At 71.8% G+C, this 16,285-nt stretch carries 18 protein-coding genes and 1 tRNA gene; 7 read left to right on the top strand and 12 right to left on the bottom strand.

The window, feature by feature from the left end; translation table 11 throughout:
* Nucleotides 1-2: 2 nt before the first annotated feature.
* The 4 genes from ACFQZQ_RS10160 to ACFQZQ_RS10145 form a co-directional block, all read right to left on the bottom strand.
* Nucleotides 3-374, bottom strand: coding sequence for a VOC family protein (locus ACFQZQ_RS10160; RefSeq protein WP_386812673.1), 372 nt, complete (start codon nt 372-374; stop codon nt 3-5).
* Nucleotides 375-589: 215 nt separating this feature from the next.
* The gene (locus ACFQZQ_RS10155) at nt 590-1,027 is read right to left on the bottom strand and encodes a VOC family protein (RefSeq protein WP_386812672.1); all 438 of its coding nucleotides are present in this window, start codon (nt 1,025-1,027) and stop codon (nt 590-592) included.
* 39 nt (nt 1,028-1,066) lie between these two features.
* A complete protein-coding gene (locus ACFQZQ_RS10150; protein ID WP_386812671.1) occupies nt 1,067-1,285 on the bottom strand; it encodes a DUF4287 domain-containing protein in 219 nt (72 codons plus the stop codon).
* Nucleotides 1,286-1,608: 323 nt separating this feature from the next.
* A complete protein-coding gene (locus ACFQZQ_RS10145; protein ID WP_386812670.1) occupies nt 1,609-2,934 on the bottom strand; it encodes a M20 family metallopeptidase in 1,326 nt (441 codons plus the stop codon).
* Nucleotides 2,935-3,066: 132 nt separating this feature from the next.
* Here ACFQZQ_RS10145 and ACFQZQ_RS10140 point away from each other — a divergent pair, with 132 nt between their 5' ends.
* On the top strand, nt 3,067-4,410 hold the full coding sequence (locus ACFQZQ_RS10140; RefSeq protein ID WP_386812669.1) for an APC family permease: 1,344 nt from the start codon (nt 3,067-3,069) through the stop codon (nt 4,408-4,410).
* A 67-nt stretch (nt 4,411-4,477) separates the two neighbouring features.
* Here the strand turns inward: ACFQZQ_RS10140 and ACFQZQ_RS10135 are convergent, their stop codons facing one another.
* The 7 genes from ACFQZQ_RS10135 to ACFQZQ_RS10105 all read right to left on the bottom strand — a co-directional run bounded on the left by ACFQZQ_RS10135 (nt 4,478) and on the right by ACFQZQ_RS10105 (nt 9,676).
* Nucleotides 4,478-5,659, bottom strand: coding sequence for an extracellular catalytic domain type 1 short-chain-length polyhydroxyalkanoate depolymerase (locus ACFQZQ_RS10135; RefSeq protein WP_386812668.1), 1,182 nt, complete (start codon nt 5,657-5,659; stop codon nt 4,478-4,480).
* 27 nt (nt 5,660-5,686) lie between these two features.
* Nucleotides 5,687-6,106: a hypothetical protein gene (locus ACFQZQ_RS10130; protein ID WP_386812667.1), complete on the bottom strand. Its 420-nt coding sequence runs from the start codon at nt 6,104-6,106 to the stop codon at nt 5,687-5,689.
* A gap of 97 nt (nt 6,107-6,203) precedes the next feature.
* Nucleotides 6,204-6,884, bottom strand: a complete 681-nt coding sequence (locus ACFQZQ_RS10125; RefSeq protein ID WP_386812666.1) for a VTT domain-containing protein — start codon at nt 6,882-6,884, stop codon at nt 6,204-6,206.
* Nucleotides 6,885-6,988: 104 nt separating this feature from the next.
* Nucleotides 6,989-8,104, bottom strand: a complete 1,116-nt coding sequence (gene zapE / locus ACFQZQ_RS10120; protein WP_386812665.1) for a cell division protein ZapE — start codon at nt 8,102-8,104, stop codon at nt 6,989-6,991.
* Entirely contained in the window at nt 8,101-8,811 is a 711-nt protein-coding gene (locus ACFQZQ_RS10115) for an alpha/beta hydrolase (RefSeq protein ID WP_386812664.1), read from the bottom strand. The genes zapE and ACFQZQ_RS10115 overlap by 4 nt, the downstream gene beginning before the upstream one ends.
* 127 nt (nt 8,812-8,938) lie before the next feature.
* Nucleotides 8,939-9,454, bottom strand: coding sequence for a c-type cytochrome (locus ACFQZQ_RS10110; protein ID WP_386812663.1), 516 nt, complete (start codon nt 9,452-9,454; stop codon nt 8,939-8,941).
* Between the two features lie 145 nt (nt 9,455-9,599).
* Nucleotides 9,600-9,676 (bottom strand) — tRNA-Arg (locus ACFQZQ_RS10105).
* Nucleotides 9,677-9,785: 109 nt separating this feature from the next.
* Here ACFQZQ_RS10105 and ubiA point away from each other — a divergent pair.
* Together ubiA and ACFQZQ_RS10095 are read left to right on the top strand one after the other, a co-directional pair.
* Complete coding sequence (gene ubiA, locus ACFQZQ_RS10100) at nt 9,786-10,685, top strand: 4-hydroxybenzoate octaprenyltransferase (protein WP_386812662.1); 900 nt, start codon at nt 9,786-9,788, stop codon at nt 10,683-10,685.
* Between the two features lie 64 nt (nt 10,686-10,749).
* Complete coding sequence (locus ACFQZQ_RS10095) at nt 10,750-11,277, top strand: Rid family hydrolase (RefSeq protein WP_386812661.1); 528 nt, start codon at nt 10,750-10,752, stop codon at nt 11,275-11,277.
* Between the two features lie 70 nt (nt 11,278-11,347).
* On the opposite strand, the gene ACFQZQ_RS10090 is transcribed toward ACFQZQ_RS10095, so the two are convergent.
* Entirely contained in the window at nt 11,348-12,145 is a 798-nt protein-coding gene (locus tag ACFQZQ_RS10090; protein WP_386812660.1) for a double zinc ribbon domain-containing protein, read from the bottom strand.
* Between the two features lie 49 nt (nt 12,146-12,194).
* Here ACFQZQ_RS10090 and bioB point away from each other — a divergent pair, with 49 nt between their 5' ends.
* From bioB to bioC, 4 genes are read left to right on the top strand one after another with little or no spacing between them, the layout of a single operon-like run.
* The gene (bioB, locus tag ACFQZQ_RS10085) at nt 12,195-13,283 is read left to right on the top strand and encodes a biotin synthase BioB (protein WP_386812659.1); all 1,089 of its coding nucleotides are present in this window, start codon (nt 12,195-12,197) and stop codon (nt 13,281-13,283) included.
* Between the two features lie 2 nt (nt 13,284-13,285).
* Entirely contained in the window at nt 13,286-14,512 is a 1,227-nt protein-coding gene (gene bioF / locus ACFQZQ_RS10080; RefSeq protein ID WP_386812658.1) for an 8-amino-7-oxononanoate synthase, read from the top strand.
* A 9-nt stretch (nt 14,513-14,521) separates the two neighbouring features.
* Nucleotides 14,522-15,340 carry a pimeloyl-ACP methyl ester esterase BioH gene (gene bioH / locus ACFQZQ_RS10075; protein ID WP_386812657.1) on the top strand — a complete coding sequence of 273 codons (819 nt, stop codon included), beginning with the start codon at nt 14,522-14,524 and terminating at the stop codon, nt 15,338-15,340.
* On the top strand, nt 15,337-16,254 hold the full coding sequence (gene bioC / locus ACFQZQ_RS10070) for a malonyl-ACP O-methyltransferase BioC (protein ID WP_386812656.1): 918 nt from the start codon (nt 15,337-15,339) through the stop codon (nt 16,252-16,254). The genes bioH and bioC overlap by 4 nt, the downstream gene beginning before the upstream one ends.
* The last annotated feature ends 31 nt before the right edge of the window (nt 16,255-16,285 follow it).

Genomic DNA, 16,285 nt, shown 5'->3' with positions numbered 1-16,285 from the left:
GCTCAAACGTGCTGGTCGACCAGGATCTGGTTGCCGTCCGGATCTTCCAGCAGGAAGCTCGCCGGCCCGGTCGTGGCTTCGTCGGCTTCGGTCAGCATTTGAATGCCGTGCGCCTTCAGGCCGCGCTGCAGCTCGCGCACGTCGGTGAACTCCGGCAAGGTGTTCGCGTCGCCGTCCCAGCCCGGGTTGAAGGTCAGGATGTTGCGCTCGAACATGCCCTGGAACAGGCCGATGACCGTGCTGCCGTTCTTCAGGATCAGCCAGTTCTGCGCCTGGTCGCCACCCCAGACGCTGAAGCCCAGCTTCTCGTAGAACGCGCGCGACACGGCGATGTCCTTGACGGCCAGGCTGACGGAGAAGTTGCCCAGTTGCATGGTGAATTCCTCAGGTTGTCGGCGGATTGCGGTGAAGGCGCGATAGCAACTCGACTATACGGCCACCGATGACGACGGAAGGGCGAGCCGTTGTGGCTTTGCATCCGCAACGGGTCGGAAAATAGCCGCTCGCGGTCGGTACTGACCTAACGCCCTCATGTCTTTCGATTGCCCTAGTCGAAGCGCTGCGAAACGGCGTCGGCTTGAATGAAGTATCAGGGCCCGCTCGCCACTACCCCGGCTGACGGGCCTTTGAGCTCAATCACGTTGCCATCGGGGTCCGGAAAGTAAAGCGAGAGGCCATCACCCTCGGCGCCAAAATTGGTCTCAGCGCTGCCAAACGGCGCGAGACCGTGTTTGGCGAGATGCGCAACTAGATCAGGCTCGTGAAAGGGCTCAATACGCAAGCAGAGGTGATCTACGTTCCTTGCCTCTTTCGCGGGTGCGGCACCTCCGCGAGATCCGAGCTTTCCGTCCACGCTCACGAGGTCAATCATCGAGGCGCCGGCCCGCAGATGGACAAGTCCTAGGTGCTCACGCTGTCGAACAACGTCGCATCCGAGGACAGTGCGGTAGAACTCGATGCTTCTGGTCAGATCCCTGACACGAAAAACAATGTGATCAATGCGCTGTACGGAGAAAGGCTGCGGCATCTCGGATCCCCTAGACATTGTTTTGCCCTAACGGGATTGTCAGGCCCGCTTGGCGCGGGCGAGATGGTGGGCGACAAGGGCATTGGCATGACCGTGTCCCATCTGATGCTCGGCCTTGAGCCAAGCGACCATTTCCATGTGCTTCCGGTCGCCAAGCGCCTGCAGCAAGCTTGTCCAATGGCTAATGGGTTGGCCGTACTTCTTCTCGATTGAAGGGAAGTACGAGGCCGGCCCTTTTACTTTGTGGCTGTCAGTCATACGTATGTCTCCATGCGGGGCCTAACGGCTGAATTAATCCGAGCCTCGGAGCGGCTTCGGCTTGAATGAATTGTTAGGCACCATTCCCGCGCCCTCTGAGCCGACGGTATGTGAACCCGGCAGCCAAGCCTCCGACGATCGGTCCGAAACCAAAAGTCCAAGCGAAGACTGTCATGCCGCCAGCGTCGCACGGGCCAGATTTACACTGATATGTGAGGCCTACAAAGATGAAGGTAATAACGAAAGTCGCTAGTACCCCAAGCACGAAAGCGAGCCCCATTGAGTCGAACAATTTTGGATTCGCCATGGCGCCTAACTCGTAGTTATCGGGCCGCCACCGGCCCATGCAGGTAGTCCAGCGTCACCTGCAGCATCGCGCGCAGGCCCAGGTCGAGCGCCGACTCGTCGAGCGCGAACTGCGGCGAGTGGTTGCTCGGCGCGGTGACCGGGTCGATGCCCGGCGCGGTCGCGCCGACGAAGAAGTACATCGACGGCACCTGCTGGGCGAAATAGGAGTAGTCCTCTGCTCCCATCTGCAGCGTCGGCTCGATCACGTTGCCCTGGCCGGCGGCGGCTTCGAGGCTGGGCAGCATGCGCGCGGTCAGCGCCGGATCGTTGACGGTGACCGGGTTGCCCTCGGCGTCGGGCACCTTGGCATCGACGGTCGCGCCGTGCGCGGCGGCGACGTGGCTGGCGACGTTCTTGAGGTCGGCGAAGATCTTCTCGCGCACGCCGGCGTCGAAGGTGCGGATGGTGCCGGACAGCTCGACCTCGTCGGGGATGATGTTGAAGCGGATGCCGCCGTGGATGGTGCCGAAGGTGACCACCGCCGGCAGCCTGGCGATGTCGGTGCGACGGGAAACAATCGTCTGCGCGCTGCCGACGAGGTCGGCGGCGGCGGCGACCGGGTCGATCCCGCCCCACGGCCGCGAGCCGTGCGTCTGCCGGCCCTTGACCTTGATCGTGAAGCGGTCCGAGGCGGCCATCAGCGGCCCCTGGCGCACGCCGATCTTGCCGGCGGGCAGGGTCGAGAAAACGTGCAGGCCGAACATCGCGTCGGGCTTGAAGTCGGCGAACACGCCGTCCTTGAGCATCTGCGGCGCGCCGCCGGTTTCGCCCGGCGGAACGCCTTCCTCGGCCGGCTGGAACACCAGCATCACCTGGCCGGGCAATTCCGACTTCATCGCCACCAGCGCGTGGGCGATGCCGAGCAGGATGCCGGTGTGGGCGTCGTGGCCGCAGGCGTGCATGACGCCGGTGGTCTGGCCGTTGAACGTCGCCGTGGCCTTCGAGGCGAACGGCAGGTCGACCTGCTCGGTCACCGGCAGCGCGTCCATGTCGGCGCGCAGTGCAACCTTCGGCCCCGGTTTGCCGCCTTCGATGATCGCGACCACGCCGTGGTGGGCGATGCCGGTGCGTGGCTTGAGGCCAAGGCTGCGCAGGTGCTGCGCGACCTTGGCCGCGGTGCGCGTCTCGCGGTTGGACAGTTCGGGGTGTTGGTGGAAGTCGCGGCGCCAGGCGATCACTTTGGACTGCACCGCCTGCGCCGCGGCGGTGACTTCGGGGCGTTGGGTCTGCGCGTACGCCGGCGCGTGGGCGTGCAGCGCGAGCAACGCGGCGAACCAGCCGCAGGCAATCAGTGGACGCATCGGGCGACTCCGCCAAGGGATAGTTGATCCTAACCCGCGCGAGGCGCGTGGCTGCCGCGCTCGCCGCCGCGCGGTCGCCTTTGCAGCTCCCGCGTGCGAGGCTTCGGCCATCCGCCCCTGCCGAGCCCGCCGATGACCGACGCCGCGCCTTCCCCTTCGACCGCCGCGGGCGCATTGCGCGGCGATGCCGCGCTGCTGCGCGCGGTCGGCTCGTTCGCGCTGACCGCGGCGGTGATCAATGTGATCGTCGGCGGCGGCATCTTCCGCATGCCGTCGGCGCTGTCGGCGCAGATGGGCGCGGCCGCACCCTTGGCGCTGGTCGCCGGCGCGCTGGCGATCATCCCGATCGCGCTGTGCTTCGCCGCGGTCGGCAGCCGGGTGCAGGTCACCGGCGGGCCGTACAGTTACCTGAGCGCGACGTTCGGGCCGTTCGCCGGCTTCGTTGCAGGCGCGCTGATGTGGATCAGCAACTTCACCTCCAGCGCCGGCGTCGCCGCGGCGTTGTCGGTGCAGGTCGCCAACCTGGTGCCGGCGTTCGCGCCGCCGGTGCCGCGCGCGCTGCTGCTGACCGCGGTCTACGCCGGGCTGTTCGCGCTCAACGCGTTCGGGGTCAAGCTCGGCGCGCGCGCGATCACCGCGCTGGCGGCGTTGAAGCTGACGCCACTGTTCGCGCTGGCGGCGATCGGGGTGTTCTTCGTCGACTGGGGCAACGTCAGCTTCGCGGTCGGCGACGTGCCGTCGTGGGGCGCGCTGGGCGCGTCGATGGTGCTGGTGATGTTCGCCTACTCGGGCATGGAGACCGCGCTGGTGCCGTCAGGCGAGGTGCGCGACCCGGCGCGCAGCGTGCCGCGCGCGACGATGGTCGCGATCGTGCTGGTGGTGCTGTTGTACCTGGGCCTGCAGATCGTCGGCCAAGGCGTGCTGGGGTCCGCGCTTGGGCAAAGCGGGGTGCCGGTCGCCGACACCGCCGGCGCGCTGTGGTCGCCCGGGCGGGTGCTGCTGCTGGTCACCGCGTGCATCTCGATGACCGGGTTCCTGATGGGCAACCTGCTGGGCACCTCGCGGCTGGTGTTCGCGCTGGGCCGCGACGGTTACCTGCCGCGCGTGTTCGGCACGGTCAGCGCGGCGCACCGCGTACCGCTTTGGGCGCTGGTCGCGCACGCGACGCTGGCCTGGGTGCTGGCGATCGCCGGCAACTTCGATGCGCTGGCGCTGATCTCCGGCGGTGCGATCTGCCTGGTCTACGGGCTGGTCAGCCTGTCGGCGTGGCGTGCGCAGCGGCTCGACCTGCGCGAGCGTGGCGACGCGCCGTTCGTGCTGCCCGGCGGGCCGCTGATCCCGGCGCTCGCGGTCGCGGCGATGGTCGCGATCGTGACCACCCTGACCGGCAAGGAGTGGCTTGCGATCGGCATCGCGCTGGTGGTGCTGGTAGTGGTGTACGCGGGGCTGGCGGCGCGGCGGCGGCGCGCGCGCTGAGCCGGCGATCGCCGCGGCGACCGCGGGTCACGTCGATCCAAGTTGGGCCCGCACCGATCGTCCGCGGTCAGGCCATCCCGGCCGGGCGCTGGGCGTAGAAGAAGCGGACCATCTCGGCCGACGCGTCCGGCCCCTGCGGGTCGGTGAACGAGCCCTCGCGGCTGCCGCCCGACCAGGCATGCCCGGCCCCGTGCAGCAGCCACTGCTCGACCACCGGCCGTTCGGCCGCGTCGGCGTGGACGGTCTGGCGGTAGCGGCGGCCGCTTGCGCTGGCGCCGTCGCGTTCGCTGATGCGCAGTGCAGCGGCGCCGGTGCCGACGGCGCTGGCCGCCGCTGCGATCGCGTCGCCGTTGCCGGCGGCGACGGTATGGTCACGGTCGCCGTGGAAGACGATCGTCGGCACGCGGGGCCCGAGCGGCGCCCGGCTGCGGTGGACCGCGGCGCCCGCGCCCTTCATCGCGGCAAACGCCGATGCCATGTCGTGGGCGGCGCCGAACGCCAGGCCCGAGTGCGCGCCGACCGCGGCGTACAGCTCGGGGTAGGTCGCGCCGAGGATCACCGCCATCGCCGCCCCGGCGGACAAACCGGCGACGAAGATGCGCTGCGGATCGACGCGGTAGTCCGCGGCGATCTGCGAGGTCAGGCCGGCGATCAACGCCGGCTCGCCGTGGCCGCGGCGCTGGTCTTCGGCGCGGAACCAGTTCCAGCACTTGTTGCCGTTGGCGTTGGCCGTTTGCGCGGGATACGCCACCAGGAAGCCGTGCCGTTCGGCCAGCGCGTTCATGCGCGTGCCGGCGGCGAAGTCCTCGGGCGACTGCGTGCAGCCGTGCAGCATCACCAGCAGCGGCACCGGCGCGCTCGTCGCCGCGTAGCTGGTCGGGACGTAGAGCTTGTAGGCGCGCGTGCCGGCGTGGTGGACGAACGAGCCCCCAAGGAACGCGCCGCGAGGGTCCGGCCCGCTCGGCGCGGTCTGCCCGAGCGGTTCGCGACCGGCAGCACGGTGCGGCGGGTGGATCGCGTCCGCCGCGGCCTCGCCGGTGCGCTCCAGGCCCGCGGCCGCGAGCGCGTGCCGGATCGTCTCGCCGACACCGCGCATCGGGCCGTCCTGGGTATCCAGTCCGGCCGAGGCAAGCGCGCGCTGGATCGTGTCGGTGATCGCCGCGCTGTCGAACCGCTGCGCCATCGGCGACGCCGCGGGGAGCGGCGTCGCATTGCGCAGGCGAGCGGTCAGGCCGTCAATGCGTTTCACGGAGGGTGCTCATAGGGAAGAGGAGGTTCAACGGATGCGGTCGGCCAGTGCGCTGCGCACCGCCGGGCTGGCGTGGAAGGCGCCCAGCACCACGATCGATTCGATGGTGGCGCGGGCCAGCTCGGCCGGCACGTCGGCGGCGATCCGCGCCAGGCCGAGCACCTGGATCTGCAGCATCTGTCCGGCGGCGCGCGCGCGCTCGAGGTCGTCGCGGCTGAAATGCTGCAGGCCCAGCGCGAGGGTCCGCCGAGCGACCGTGCGCTGCACCGCGTCGGCGTGCACCGCCAGCTGGTTGCGGATCGCGGTGCGGATCAGGTCGGTGCGATTGGAATAGAACCCCTCCTGCACCAGCAGGTCGACCTGGCCCAAGTCGACGACGCCGAGGTTGATCGTCAGTTTCTCGGTCTCGCCGCCGCGCGGCTTCACTTCCAGGGCGGTGCCCGTCATCTCAATACCTTCCCTATGCCATCTGTGCGGATGGTAACAGGATGGTTTTGGATGACTGTGAAGGTGTCCGATCGAGGTCGCTACCCGCAACTCCCGCCTAGCGGCGCAGCGCCTTGTGCAGCAGGTACAGCGCGTAGCCGCTGGTGAGCGCCGCGAGCACGCCCAGGCCGAGCAGCCAGCCGCCCTCGCGCTGGAGGATGCTCTCGCCGACCCACACCGTGCCGATCGCGTACGGCAGTTCCGCCAGCGCCAGCGCGGCGAGATAGACCCGCAAGCGCACCTGCAGCAGCCCGCACAGGTAGCCGGGGATCTCCGACGGCAGCCCCAGCTGCAGCAGGAACACCACCGGCACGCCGACCCGGGCCGACAGGCGTTGCCGGTAGAAGCCGGACAGCCGCTCCGCGCCGGACCCCCCCAGCAGCGGCCGCCCCAGCGCGCGGCCGATGCCGTACGCACCCAGGCCGCCGAGCAGCCAGCCCAGCCACAGCAAGACCGCGGTGACCGGCTTGCCCCAGCTGTACACCGCCGCCGGCACCAACACCGCGCTGGAGAAGAACGCGAGCATCGCCGACAACGCCGACAGCAGCACGAACAGCAGCTGGCCCCAGCCCGGGTGCGCGGCGATCCACGGCTGCGCGGCGGTCAGCAGCTGCAGCAGCCCGGCGTAGAGCGCGTCGACCGACAGCAGCGCCGCCAGCGCCGCGAACACCAGCAACAGCGCGAGCGCGCGCCGCCAGTTCGGCGGGGGCGCGAGCGGGTTGGGCGGTGGCGTGGTCACGGCGGCAGGACCGGCAAGCGGGCGTCCGGCAAGCAAGCTGCGGCCAGTCTATGCCGCCACGGGCGCGTGACCGACGCGGAGTCGCTTACGCGCCGGCGCGTCGACTAGCCGCGGTGCTCGAGCGCGAGGTACTGCGTCGACTGCATCTCGATCAGCCGCGAGGCGGTGCGTTCGAACGCGCCGGCCAGCTTGCTGCCGGTGTACAGCGCCGGCGGTGCGCTGGCGGCGGTGCACACCAGGTTGACGTGGCGGTCGTAGAGCTCGTCGACCAGGTGCACGAAGCGGCGCGCTGGGTCGTCGTTGGAACCGTCGAACAACGGGATGCCGCCGAGCAGCACGGTGTGGTGCTCGGTGGCGATCTCGATGTAGTCGCTGGCCGCGCGCGCGCCCTCGCACAGCGCGGCGAAGTCGAACCAGGCGTGGCCTTCGGCCAGGCCGCGCGCGGCGATCGCGCGGCCGTCGATCTCGAGCTGGCCCGGCGCGGTCTCGCCCTCCTCGGGCGGCACGCCGGCGGTCAGTTCGTCCCAGCGCGACTGCAGCCAGGCGTCGGACTGGCCGTCCAGCGGCGCGCGGTACACCGGCGAACGGGTCAGCGCGCGCAGCCGGTAGTCGTTGCCGCTGTCCAGGTGAACGACCGCGCAGTGGCGTTCGATCAGCGCGATCGCGGGCAGGAAGCGCTCGCGTTGCAGGCCGTCGGCGTAGAGGTTCGGCGGCGCGGTATTGGAGCTGGTGACCAGCGCCACGCCTTGCGCGAACAGCTGCTCGAGCAGGCGCCCGAGCAGCATCGCGTCGCCGATGTCGGTGACAAAGAACTCGTCGAGCACCAGCACCCGCAGGTCGCGGCCCCAGTCGCGCGCGATCGTCGCCAGCGGGTCGCTTTCGCCCGCGTGCGCGCGCAGCTGCGCGTGCACCGAGCGCATGAAGCGGTGGAAGTGGGTGCGGCGCTTGCCGGCGATCGGCAAGGCGTCGAAGAACAGGTCGATCAGGAACGTCTTGCCGCGGCCGACGCCGCCCCACAGGTACAGGCCCTGCGGGGTCTCGCGTGGCTTATTGAGCAGGCCATCGAACAGGCCGCGCCGCGGCGGGTCGAGCAGCGTCGCGTGCAGGCGGTCGAGTTGCGCCAGCGCCGGTTGCTGCGCGGGGTCGGCCTGCCAGTCGCCGCGGGCGACGCCGGCGGCATAGACGGCGGACGGGGTCGCCGCCGCGGTGGGCTCGGTCATGCGTCGGGGGCGGCCGCGGGGACGGATGGGTCGGGCAGGTAAGGGCGCACGCCGTTCTTGATCGCGCCGCGCAGGTCCATCAGCCGGCGGTGGAAGAAGTGGCTGGTGTCGGGCATGCGCACCAGCTCCGGCAGCTGGCGCAGCTGGGTCAGGCCGTCGAGCCAGGCGTAGACCGCGGCCGGGTCGACGATCTCGTCGGCCTCGCCCTGGATCACCAGCCACGGACACTCGGGCACGGCGATCGCGGCGAAGTCCCAGCTGCGCCCGGCCGGCGGCGCGATCGAGATCAGCATGCCCGGCCTGAGCTGCGCGGCGACCTTCAGCGACACGTAGGCGCCGAAGCTGAAACCGGCCAGCCACAGCTGCGCGTCCGGGCGCTGAGCGCGCACCCAGGCCGCGACCGCGCGCAGGTCGTCGGCCTCGCCCTGGCCGTCGTCGAACTTGCCGGCCGAGGCGCCGACGCCGCGGAAGTTGAAACGCACGGTGGACACGCCGCACTCGCGCAGCGCACGCGCGGCCATCGTCACCACCTTGTTGTGCATGCTGCCGCCCTCGGTCGGCAGCGGGTGGCAGACGATCGCCACCACCGGCCGCGTCGCCGCGTCGCCCTCGGGGCCTTCCGCGACCGCTTCGAGCGGTCCGGCCGGGCCATCCAGGGTCACGGCCGTGGTGGCGTCGTTGGCGAAGCTGACGGCGGGCGTGGTCATGGCGGCATCATACGGCGCGGCGTTAATGCGCCGTCAGGGTGGGGATGGCGGCGCGTGCGGCCGCAATGAAAACGCCGCCCGGAGGCGGCGTTGTCGGCCCGCTTGGCGGGCACGAAGGCGCGACGTGTTACTTGAGGTTGCCGAGCATCCAGTCGACCGTGGCGATCACCTGCTCGTCGGTCAGCGCCGGGTTGCCACCCTTGGCCGGCATCACTCCGGCGGCGCCGGTGTAGCCCTCGATCGCGTGCTTGTGCAGCGTGTCCTTGCCCTGCGGCAGGCGCGCGGCCCACTGCGCGGCGAGCATCATCGGCGCGCCGCCGGCGCCGGACTTGTGGCAGCCGGCGCACAGGCTGTCGAAGATCACCGCGCCGTCCAGGGTGCCGCCGTAGGCGACCTGCGAGGCGGCGGCAGCGGCGGCAGCGGCATTCGCAGCCGACTGCGCGGCGGCGCCGGTGGCGCCGGCGTAAACCGCGCCGACCGGCGCGATGCGCTGCGCGGTGCGCTTGGCCACGGCGGGGTCGACCGCCTGCGGCAGCTGCTTATGCAGGTACAGCGCGCCGAGGATCAGGCCGACGGTGACCAGCACCAGCAGGCCGAGCACCAGCGAGAATTTCTTGAGGAACTCGAGGTCGTAATTGCGCACGATCCACCTATCGGGCGCGTCCGCGACGGACGCGCGATGCCAGCAACGGGAAACACTTAAGTGCCTTGCCAAGGCGCCTTGCGACTTGCCTTGCAAACCAACCGCGCCAGTATAAAGCCCGCCCCCCGTGCCGAGGCACGAAGGATGGTGCGCCCGGAGGGATTCGAACCCCCGACCAATGGCTTCGGAAGCCACTACTCTATCCGGCTGAGCTACGGGCGCCTGGCGAAGACCGCGGGCCCAAGGCCACGCGGGGCTGGCATTCTAGCGGCAAATGCGCGGCCGCGCGCCGCGCGCGACGCCCCACCCCTTCCGCCCGCCACGGGACCGCATGACTTACGAACGCTACGAGGCGCCCTACCTGCCGCCGTGGAAGGCCAAGCTGGCGCTGTACTGGCAGCTGGTGCGCGGCGACCGCCCGATCGGCTGGCTGCTGCTGCTGTGGCCGACCTGGTGGGGCCTGTGGCTGGCCGCCGAAGGCCTGCCGTCTTTGTGGATCGTGTTCGTGTTCAGCGCCGGGGTGTGGCTGACGCGCTCGGCCGGCTGCGTGATCAACGACTACGCCGACCGCTGGCTCGACCCGCACGTCGAGCGCACCAAGCACCGCCCGTTGGCAACGGGTGCGGTGCGCGGGCGCGAGGCGCTGGCGGTGTTCGCGGCGCTGATGCTGGCCGCGTTCGCGCTGGTGCTGACCCTCAACCGCCTGACCGTCTACCTGAGCGCGGTCGGGGTGTTGCTGGCGGCCAGCTACCCCTACCTCAAGCGCTACACCTACCTGCCGCAGGTGTACCTGGGGCTCGCGTTCGGCTGGGGCATCCCGATGGCGTTCGCGGCGGTGCGCGGCGAGGTGCCGGCGGTGGCGTGGCTGCTGTACTGCGCCAACATCGCCTGGGCGACCGCGTACGACACCTGGTACGCGATGGTCGACCGCGACGACGACCTGCGCATGGGCGCCAAGTCGACCGCGATCCTGTTCGGCGACATGGACCTGGTCGCGCAGGGCGTGCTGTACGCGTTGTTCTTCGCCGCGCTGGGCCTGGTCGGGCAGCGCGCCGGACTCGGCCTGTACTACTGGAGCGGGCTGGGCGTGGCGCTGCTGCTGGTCGGCTACGAGTTCTGGATCGCGCGCGGCCGCGACCGCGACGGCTGCTTTCGCGCGTTCGCGCACAACCACTGGGTCGGGCTGGTGGTGTTCGCGGGGCTGGCGCTGGACTACGCGCTGCGCGGGTGACTTCTGGCCCGCGGCGCGGCGGCAGGGCCCCGGTGCAATGGCGGCCCGACCGCCGGAGTCCGCCATGCGCCGTCCGCTCGCCCTGTTCCTGTTCCCGCTCCCGCTGCTGTGCGCGTTCGCCGCCGCGGCGCAACCAAGCCCCAGCCCCCCGACGCGCGAACACTTCGCCCCGCGCGGCATGGAGCGCAGTTACCACGACTATCACTACACGCCGGTGGTCCGGGTCGGCGACATGGTGATCGTGTCCGGGATTCCGGCCGGGCGTGGCGACACCTACGAAGCCAAGGTACGCGGCATGTTCGAGGCGCTGCGCGCGCACCTGGCCACCGCCGGTGCGACCCTGGCCGACGTCGTCGAGTTGACCAGCTTCCACGCCGGCGCGACCGACAACGCGACGTTCGGCGCCGAGTTCGCCCGCTTCGCGCCGATCCACCACGAATTCTTCCCCGACCACTACCCGGCCTGGTCCGCGGTCGGCACGACCGCGCTGCTGCAACCGGGCGCGCCAGTCGAGCTGCGTGCGGTCGCGGTGATCGGCTCGGGTCGGCGACCGAAGGCCGACATCGCCAAACCAGCGCAGCGCGCGCCGTAGCCGGGCCCCGCCGCGGAGCGACGCGGGTCGCCGCCGCCGGCGTGGCGGCGTAGCGCACGACCGCGAGCGGCTACGCGACCCGCGCGCACACCCACGCATCCACGCGCTGCACCCCGGCGCGGCGCAACGCCAGCGCGGCCGCGCGCAGGGTCGCGCCGGTGGTCATCACGTCGTCGACCAGCGCCACGTGCGCGGGCAGCGGCGCACCGTCGCTCAGCGCGAACGCACCCTGGAGGTTGCGCCGGCGCTGCGCGGCGTCGAGGCGCGATTGCGGCTGGGTTGCACGCGGGCGCCACAGCGCGCCATGGAGCAGCGGCAGGTCGAGCGCGCGCGCCAGCGGCCGCGCCAGCTCCAGCGCCTGGTCGTAGCCGCGCTGGCGCAGGCGCGCGCGGTGCAGCGGCACCGGCAGCAGCGCGCCCGGGCGCGGCAGCGGCGCGAACGCCTCGGCCATCAGCTGCGCGAGCAGGCGCCCGGCGGCGAGGTCGTGGTGGAACTTGAAGCGCGGCAGCAGCCGGTCCAGCGGCGCGGCGTAGACGCAGGCGGCGTGGACCGCGGCCAGCGGTGGCGCCCGGCCGCGCCGGGTGGCGGCGGCCTTGGCCTGCAGGCAGGCGCCGCAGGTCTGCCCGAAGGCCTCGATGCGAGTCGATGCCGGCAGCGGCAGCGCGCATTGGCCGCAGGCGCTGCGGCTCCACGGCAGCGCCGCGGCGCAGGCCGCGCACAGGTCGAGGCCGTCGGCGCCGGGCGCTTCGCAGACCAGGCAGCGCTCCGGCCACAGCAGGCGGGCGGCGTCGACCCGCAGCCACAGCGCCAGCCGCGCACGGGCGCCGTCAACTGCGAGGGGTTGGGTTTGGTTGACAGGCTCGGCCATGCTTTCCAGACTGCCGGCCTTGCCTGCCCGCGTCCGTCGGAAAACCGCCATGCCTGCCGTCAGTGAAGCCACCGTCCCGCCGAGCCCGCTGCGCCACGACTGGTCGCGCGCCGAGGTCCGCGCGCTGTTCGACCTGCCGTTCCCGGAGCTGCTGCACCGCGCCGCGAGCGTGCACCGCGAACACTTCGACGCCTGCGAGGTGCAGGTCAGCACCCTGCTGTCGGTGAAGACCGGCGGCTGCCCCGAGGACTGCGGCTACTGCCCGCAGGCGCAGCGTTACCACACCGGCGTCGATGCCACGAAGCTGATGTCGACCGAGGCGGTGCTGGAGAAGGCGAAGCAGGCCAAGGCCGCCGGCGCCTCGCGCTTCTGCATGGGCGCGGCGTGGCGTTCGCCGGCTGACCGCGACATCCCGAAAGTGGCGGCGATGATCCAGGAAGTGAAGGCGCTCGGGCTGGAGACCTGCGCGACGCTGGGCATGCTCTCGGGCACGCAGGCGAAGGCGCTCAAGGACGCCGGCCTGGACTACTACAACCACAACCTCGACACCGCGCCCGAGTTCTACAACGAGATCATCCACACCCGCGAGTTCGCCGACCGCCTCGACACCCTGGCGCACGTGCGCGACGCCGGCATGAAGACCTGCTGCGGCGGCATCGTCGGCCTCGGCGAGAGCCGCGAGCAACGCGCCGGCCTGCTGCAGACCCTGGCCAACCTGCCCGCGCACCCGGACTCGGTGCCGATCAACCGGCTGGTGCAGGTCGAGGGCACGCCGCTGGCGGGCACGGCCGAGCTCGATCCGTTCGAGTTCGTGCGCACGATCGCGGTCGCGCGCCTGCTGATGCCGCGCTCGATGGTGCGGCTCTCGGCCGGGCGCGAGTCGATGTCCGACGAACTGCAGGCGCTGTGCTTCCTGGCCGGCGCCAACTCGATCTTCTACGGCGAGAAGCTGCTGACCACCGGCAACCCCGACACCGAGCGCGACCTGGCGCTGTTCGCGCGCCTGGGGCTGCGGCCGATGCCGCTCGTGGAAACCGCGGGCACCGTGCACGCCGACATCGTCGAGGCCGGCAACGCCGCGCCCTTGGGCACGGACACCGCCGGCACGGACGCCGCCAGCCACGCCTGCGCGGCCTGACCGTGGCGCGTGCATCGTGGCGTGAGCGGGTCGCGGCCGAACGCGCGCAGCGGGTCGCCGATTCGCGCACGCGGGTGCGGCGCACGGTCGGCCACCGCGACGGCGCGCGCTGCGAGGTCCTCGACGCCAGCGGCACGCCCCGCTCGCTGCTGAACTTCTGCGGCAACGACTACTTGGGCTTGTCGCAGCACTTCGCGGTGGTCGGCGCGCTTCAGGACGCGGCCGCGCGCGAGGGTGCCGGCGGGCTGGGCTCGCACCTGGTCTGCGGCCACCACGGCCTGCACGACGCGCTCGAGCGCGAGCTCGCCGACTGGCTCGGCGCGCCGCGCGCGTTGCTGTTCGGCAGCGGCTTCCTGGCCAACCTCGCGGTGGTGCAGGCGCTGCTCGGCGACGACGACGCCTGCGTGCAGGACCGCCTCAACCACGCCAGCCTGATCGACGCCGCGCGCTTGGCCGGCTGCAAGCTGCGCCGCTACCCGCACGCCGATCCGGAGGGCGCGGTGCGGCAGTTGCGCAGCCTGCCCGATGGCGTGGCGATGCTGGTCACCGACGGCGTCTTCAGCATGGACGGCGACGTCGCCCCGCTGCGCGACCTGGCTTTAGTGGCACGTGTCCAGAACGCGTTGCTGTACATCGACGACGCCCACGGGGTCGGCGTGCGCGGCCCGGACGGGCGCGGCAGCGTCGCCGCGGCGCAGCTCACGACCGAGCAGGTGCCGCTGCAGCTGGCGACGCTGGGCAAGGCGCTCGGCGGCTATGGCGCGGCGGTGCTCGGCGATGACGACCTGATCGGCCACCTTGCCGAAACCGCGCGCCCTTACCTCTACACCACCGCGTTGCCGCCGGCGCAGGCGGCCGCGTCGCTGGCCGCGGTCAGGCTCGCGCGCAGCGAGCATTGGCGCCGCGAGAAGCTCGACGCGCTGGTCGCGCGCTTCCGCGAACGCGCGCTGCACGCCGGCCTCGAACTGCTGCCGTCGGACACCCCGATCCAACCGGTGATGTGCGGCGACGACGCGCGCGCGCTGGCGATGGCGCAGCGGCTCGAGCACGACGGCTACTGGGTCGCGCCGATCCGCCCGCCGACCGTGCCGGACGGCCGCGCGCGGTTGCGCGTGACGCTGTCGGCGCTGCACGGCGCGCGCGACATCGACGGCCTGGTCGATGCGCTGGCGCGCGCACGCGACCACGACCATGACGAGGCGCCGGCCCGGGTCGCGGCCACCGGCTAGGGCGTACGCATGCATATCGAAACGCTGGGCCTGCGCGCAGCCAACGACCGCCCCGCGCTCGCGCTGATCCACGGCTGGGCGATGCACGGCGGCCTGTTCGCGCCGCTGGTCGCGCAATTGGAAAGCCGCTACACCCTGCACCTGGTCGACCTGCCCGGCCATGGCCACGCGCGCGGGGACGCGACGCCGCTGGAACCGCGCGCGATCGCGGCGGCACTGGTCGAGCGGGTGCCCGACGCGGTGTGGCTGGGCTGGTCGCTAGGCGGGCAATTCGCGCTGCGCGCCGCGCTCGACCATCCCAGCCGCGTGCGCGGTCTGGTGATGGTCGCCGCGTCGCCGCGCTTCGTGGTCGGCGACGATCCCGACGACGCCTGGCCGCACGGGGTCGATGCCGGGCTGTTCCGCGAGTTCGGCGCGGCACTGCAGCGCGATTTCCGCGGCACGCTGGAAGGATTCCTCGCGCTCGAGGCGTTGGGCTCGAGCAGCGCCCAGGACGACCTGCGCAGCCTCAAGGCGCAGGCGTTCGCACGCGGCGAGCCGGCGCCGCGCGCGCTGCACGAAGGCCTCGCATTGCTCGACCAGCTCGACCTGCGCGCCGAGCTGCCGCGGCTGCAGGTGCCGAGCCTGTGGCTCGCCGGGCGCCGCGACCGCCTGGTGCCGGCCGCCGCGATGCCGGCCGCCGCGGCGCTGGCGCCGGACGCGCGCTCCGTGGTGATCGCCGGCGCCGGGCATGCACCGTTCCTGGGCGCGAGCGCCGAGGTCGCGCGCGAGATCGACGCGTTCCTGCAATCGCTGCCCCAACACGTCGACGCGACGGCCCCGGCATGAGCGACCTGTTCGACCACCGCCAGGTGCGCCGCGCGTTCTCGCGCGCCGCGCACGGCTACGACTCCGCCGCCGCGTTGCAGCGCGAGGTCGGCGCGCGCCTGGCCGAAGCGCTCGACTACCTCGACGATCCGGCGCGCGGCGCAGCGCCGCCGGCGGTGGTGCTCGACGTCGGCTGCGGCCCCGGCCACGCCGCGGTCGCGATGCAGCAACGCTGGCCGAAGGCGCAGGTGATCGCGCTCGACCTCGCCCCGGGGATGCTGCGCGAGGCGCGCGCCAACGCCGGTGGCGGCACGCGCAAGTGGCTCGACTTCGCCCGCCACCCGCACGCCGTGTGCGCCGACGCGCGCGCGCTGCCGCTGCGCGACGCCAGCGTCGACGTGCTGTTCTCGAACCTGTGCCTGCAGTGGGTTGAGGACCTGCCGGCGGTGTTCGCCGGTTTCCGCCGCGTGCTCAAGCCCGGCGGCTTGCTGTTGGTCTCCACGTTCGGCCCGGACACGCTGTTCGAACTGCGCGGCGCGTTCTCCGAGGCCGACGACGCGCCGCACGTCAGCCTGTTCCCGTCGATCGGGCAGTTCGGCGACGCGCTGGTCGCGGCCGGGTTCAAGGACCCGGTGCTCGACCGCGACGAATTTACCCTGGGCCACGCCGACCTGGCCGGGCTGATGCGCGAACTGCGCACGCTCGGCGCGACCAACGCGATGGTCGACCGCCGTCGCAGCCTGACCGGGCGCCGCCGGTTTGCGCGCGCGGCGCAGGCCTACGAGCAGTTGCGCGGTGACAACGGCCAACTGCCGGCGACCTGGGAAGTGGTCTACGCGCACGCCTGGGGCCCGCCGCCGGGCGTGCCGATCCGCCGCGGCGGTGTCGACGAGATCAGCGTGCCGGTCTCGGCGATCCCGGTGCGGCGACGCTGATGGGCCCGCACCGCACTGCGGCGCCGGCTAG

This window comes from Lysobacter koreensis (genome assembly GCF_042677045.1).
GTDB classification, from domain to species: domain Bacteria; phylum Pseudomonadota; class Gammaproteobacteria; order Xanthomonadales; family Xanthomonadaceae; genus Lysobacter_K; species Lysobacter_K koreensis.
The sequence above is the reverse complement of the archived record's forward strand: the minus strand, read 5'-3'. Positions and strand labels throughout refer to the sequence as shown.

What these genes read in the sequence shown, in the direction of transcription:
- bioC (WP_386812656.1), top strand. Translation starts at nt 15,337, where the DNA reads ATGAGCGACCTGTTCGACCACCGCCAGGTGCGCCGCGCGTTCTCGCGC.
- ACFQZQ_RS10145 (WP_386812670.1), bottom strand. Translation starts at nt 2,934, where the DNA reads ATGCGTCCACTGATTGCCTGCGGCTGGTTCGCCGCGTTGCTCGCGCTG.
- ACFQZQ_RS10140 (WP_386812669.1), top strand. Translation starts at nt 3,067, where the DNA reads ATGACCGACGCCGCGCCTTCCCCTTCGACCGCCGCGGGCGCATTGCGC.
- ACFQZQ_RS10090 (WP_386812660.1), bottom strand. Translation starts at nt 12,145, where the DNA reads ATGGCCGAGCCTGTCAACCAAACCCAACCCCTCGCAGTTGACGGCGCC.
- ACFQZQ_RS10160 (WP_386812673.1), bottom strand. Translation starts at nt 374, where the DNA reads ATGCAACTGGGCAACTTCTCCGTCAGCCTGGCCGTCAAGGACATCGCC.
- ACFQZQ_RS10095 (WP_386812661.1), top strand. Translation starts at nt 10,750, where the DNA reads ATGCGCCGTCCGCTCGCCCTGTTCCTGTTCCCGCTCCCGCTGCTGTGC.
- bioH (WP_386812657.1), top strand. Translation starts at nt 14,522, where the DNA reads ATGCATATCGAAACGCTGGGCCTGCGCGCAGCCAACGACCGCCCCGCG.
- ubiA (WP_386812662.1), top strand. Translation starts at nt 9,786, where the DNA reads ATGACTTACGAACGCTACGAGGCGCCCTACCTGCCGCCGTGGAAGGCC.
- ACFQZQ_RS10130 (WP_386812667.1), bottom strand. Translation starts at nt 6,106, where the DNA reads ATGACGGGCACCGCCCTGGAAGTGAAGCCGCGCGGCGGCGAGACCGAG.
- ACFQZQ_RS10155 (WP_386812672.1), bottom strand. Translation starts at nt 1,027, where the DNA reads ATGCCGCAGCCTTTCTCCGTACAGCGCATTGATCACATTGTTTTTCGT.
- ACFQZQ_RS10150 (WP_386812671.1), bottom strand. Translation starts at nt 1,285, where the DNA reads ATGACTGACAGCCACAAAGTAAAAGGGCCGGCCTCGTACTTCCCTTCA.
- ACFQZQ_RS10115 (WP_386812664.1), bottom strand. Translation starts at nt 8,811, where the DNA reads ATGACCACGCCCGCCGTCAGCTTCGCCAACGACGCCACCACGGCCGTG.
- bioB (WP_386812659.1), top strand. Translation starts at nt 12,195, where the DNA reads ATGCCTGCCGTCAGTGAAGCCACCGTCCCGCCGAGCCCGCTGCGCCAC.
- zapE (WP_386812665.1), bottom strand. Translation starts at nt 8,104, where the DNA reads ATGACCGAGCCCACCGCGGCGGCGACCCCGTCCGCCGTCTATGCCGCC.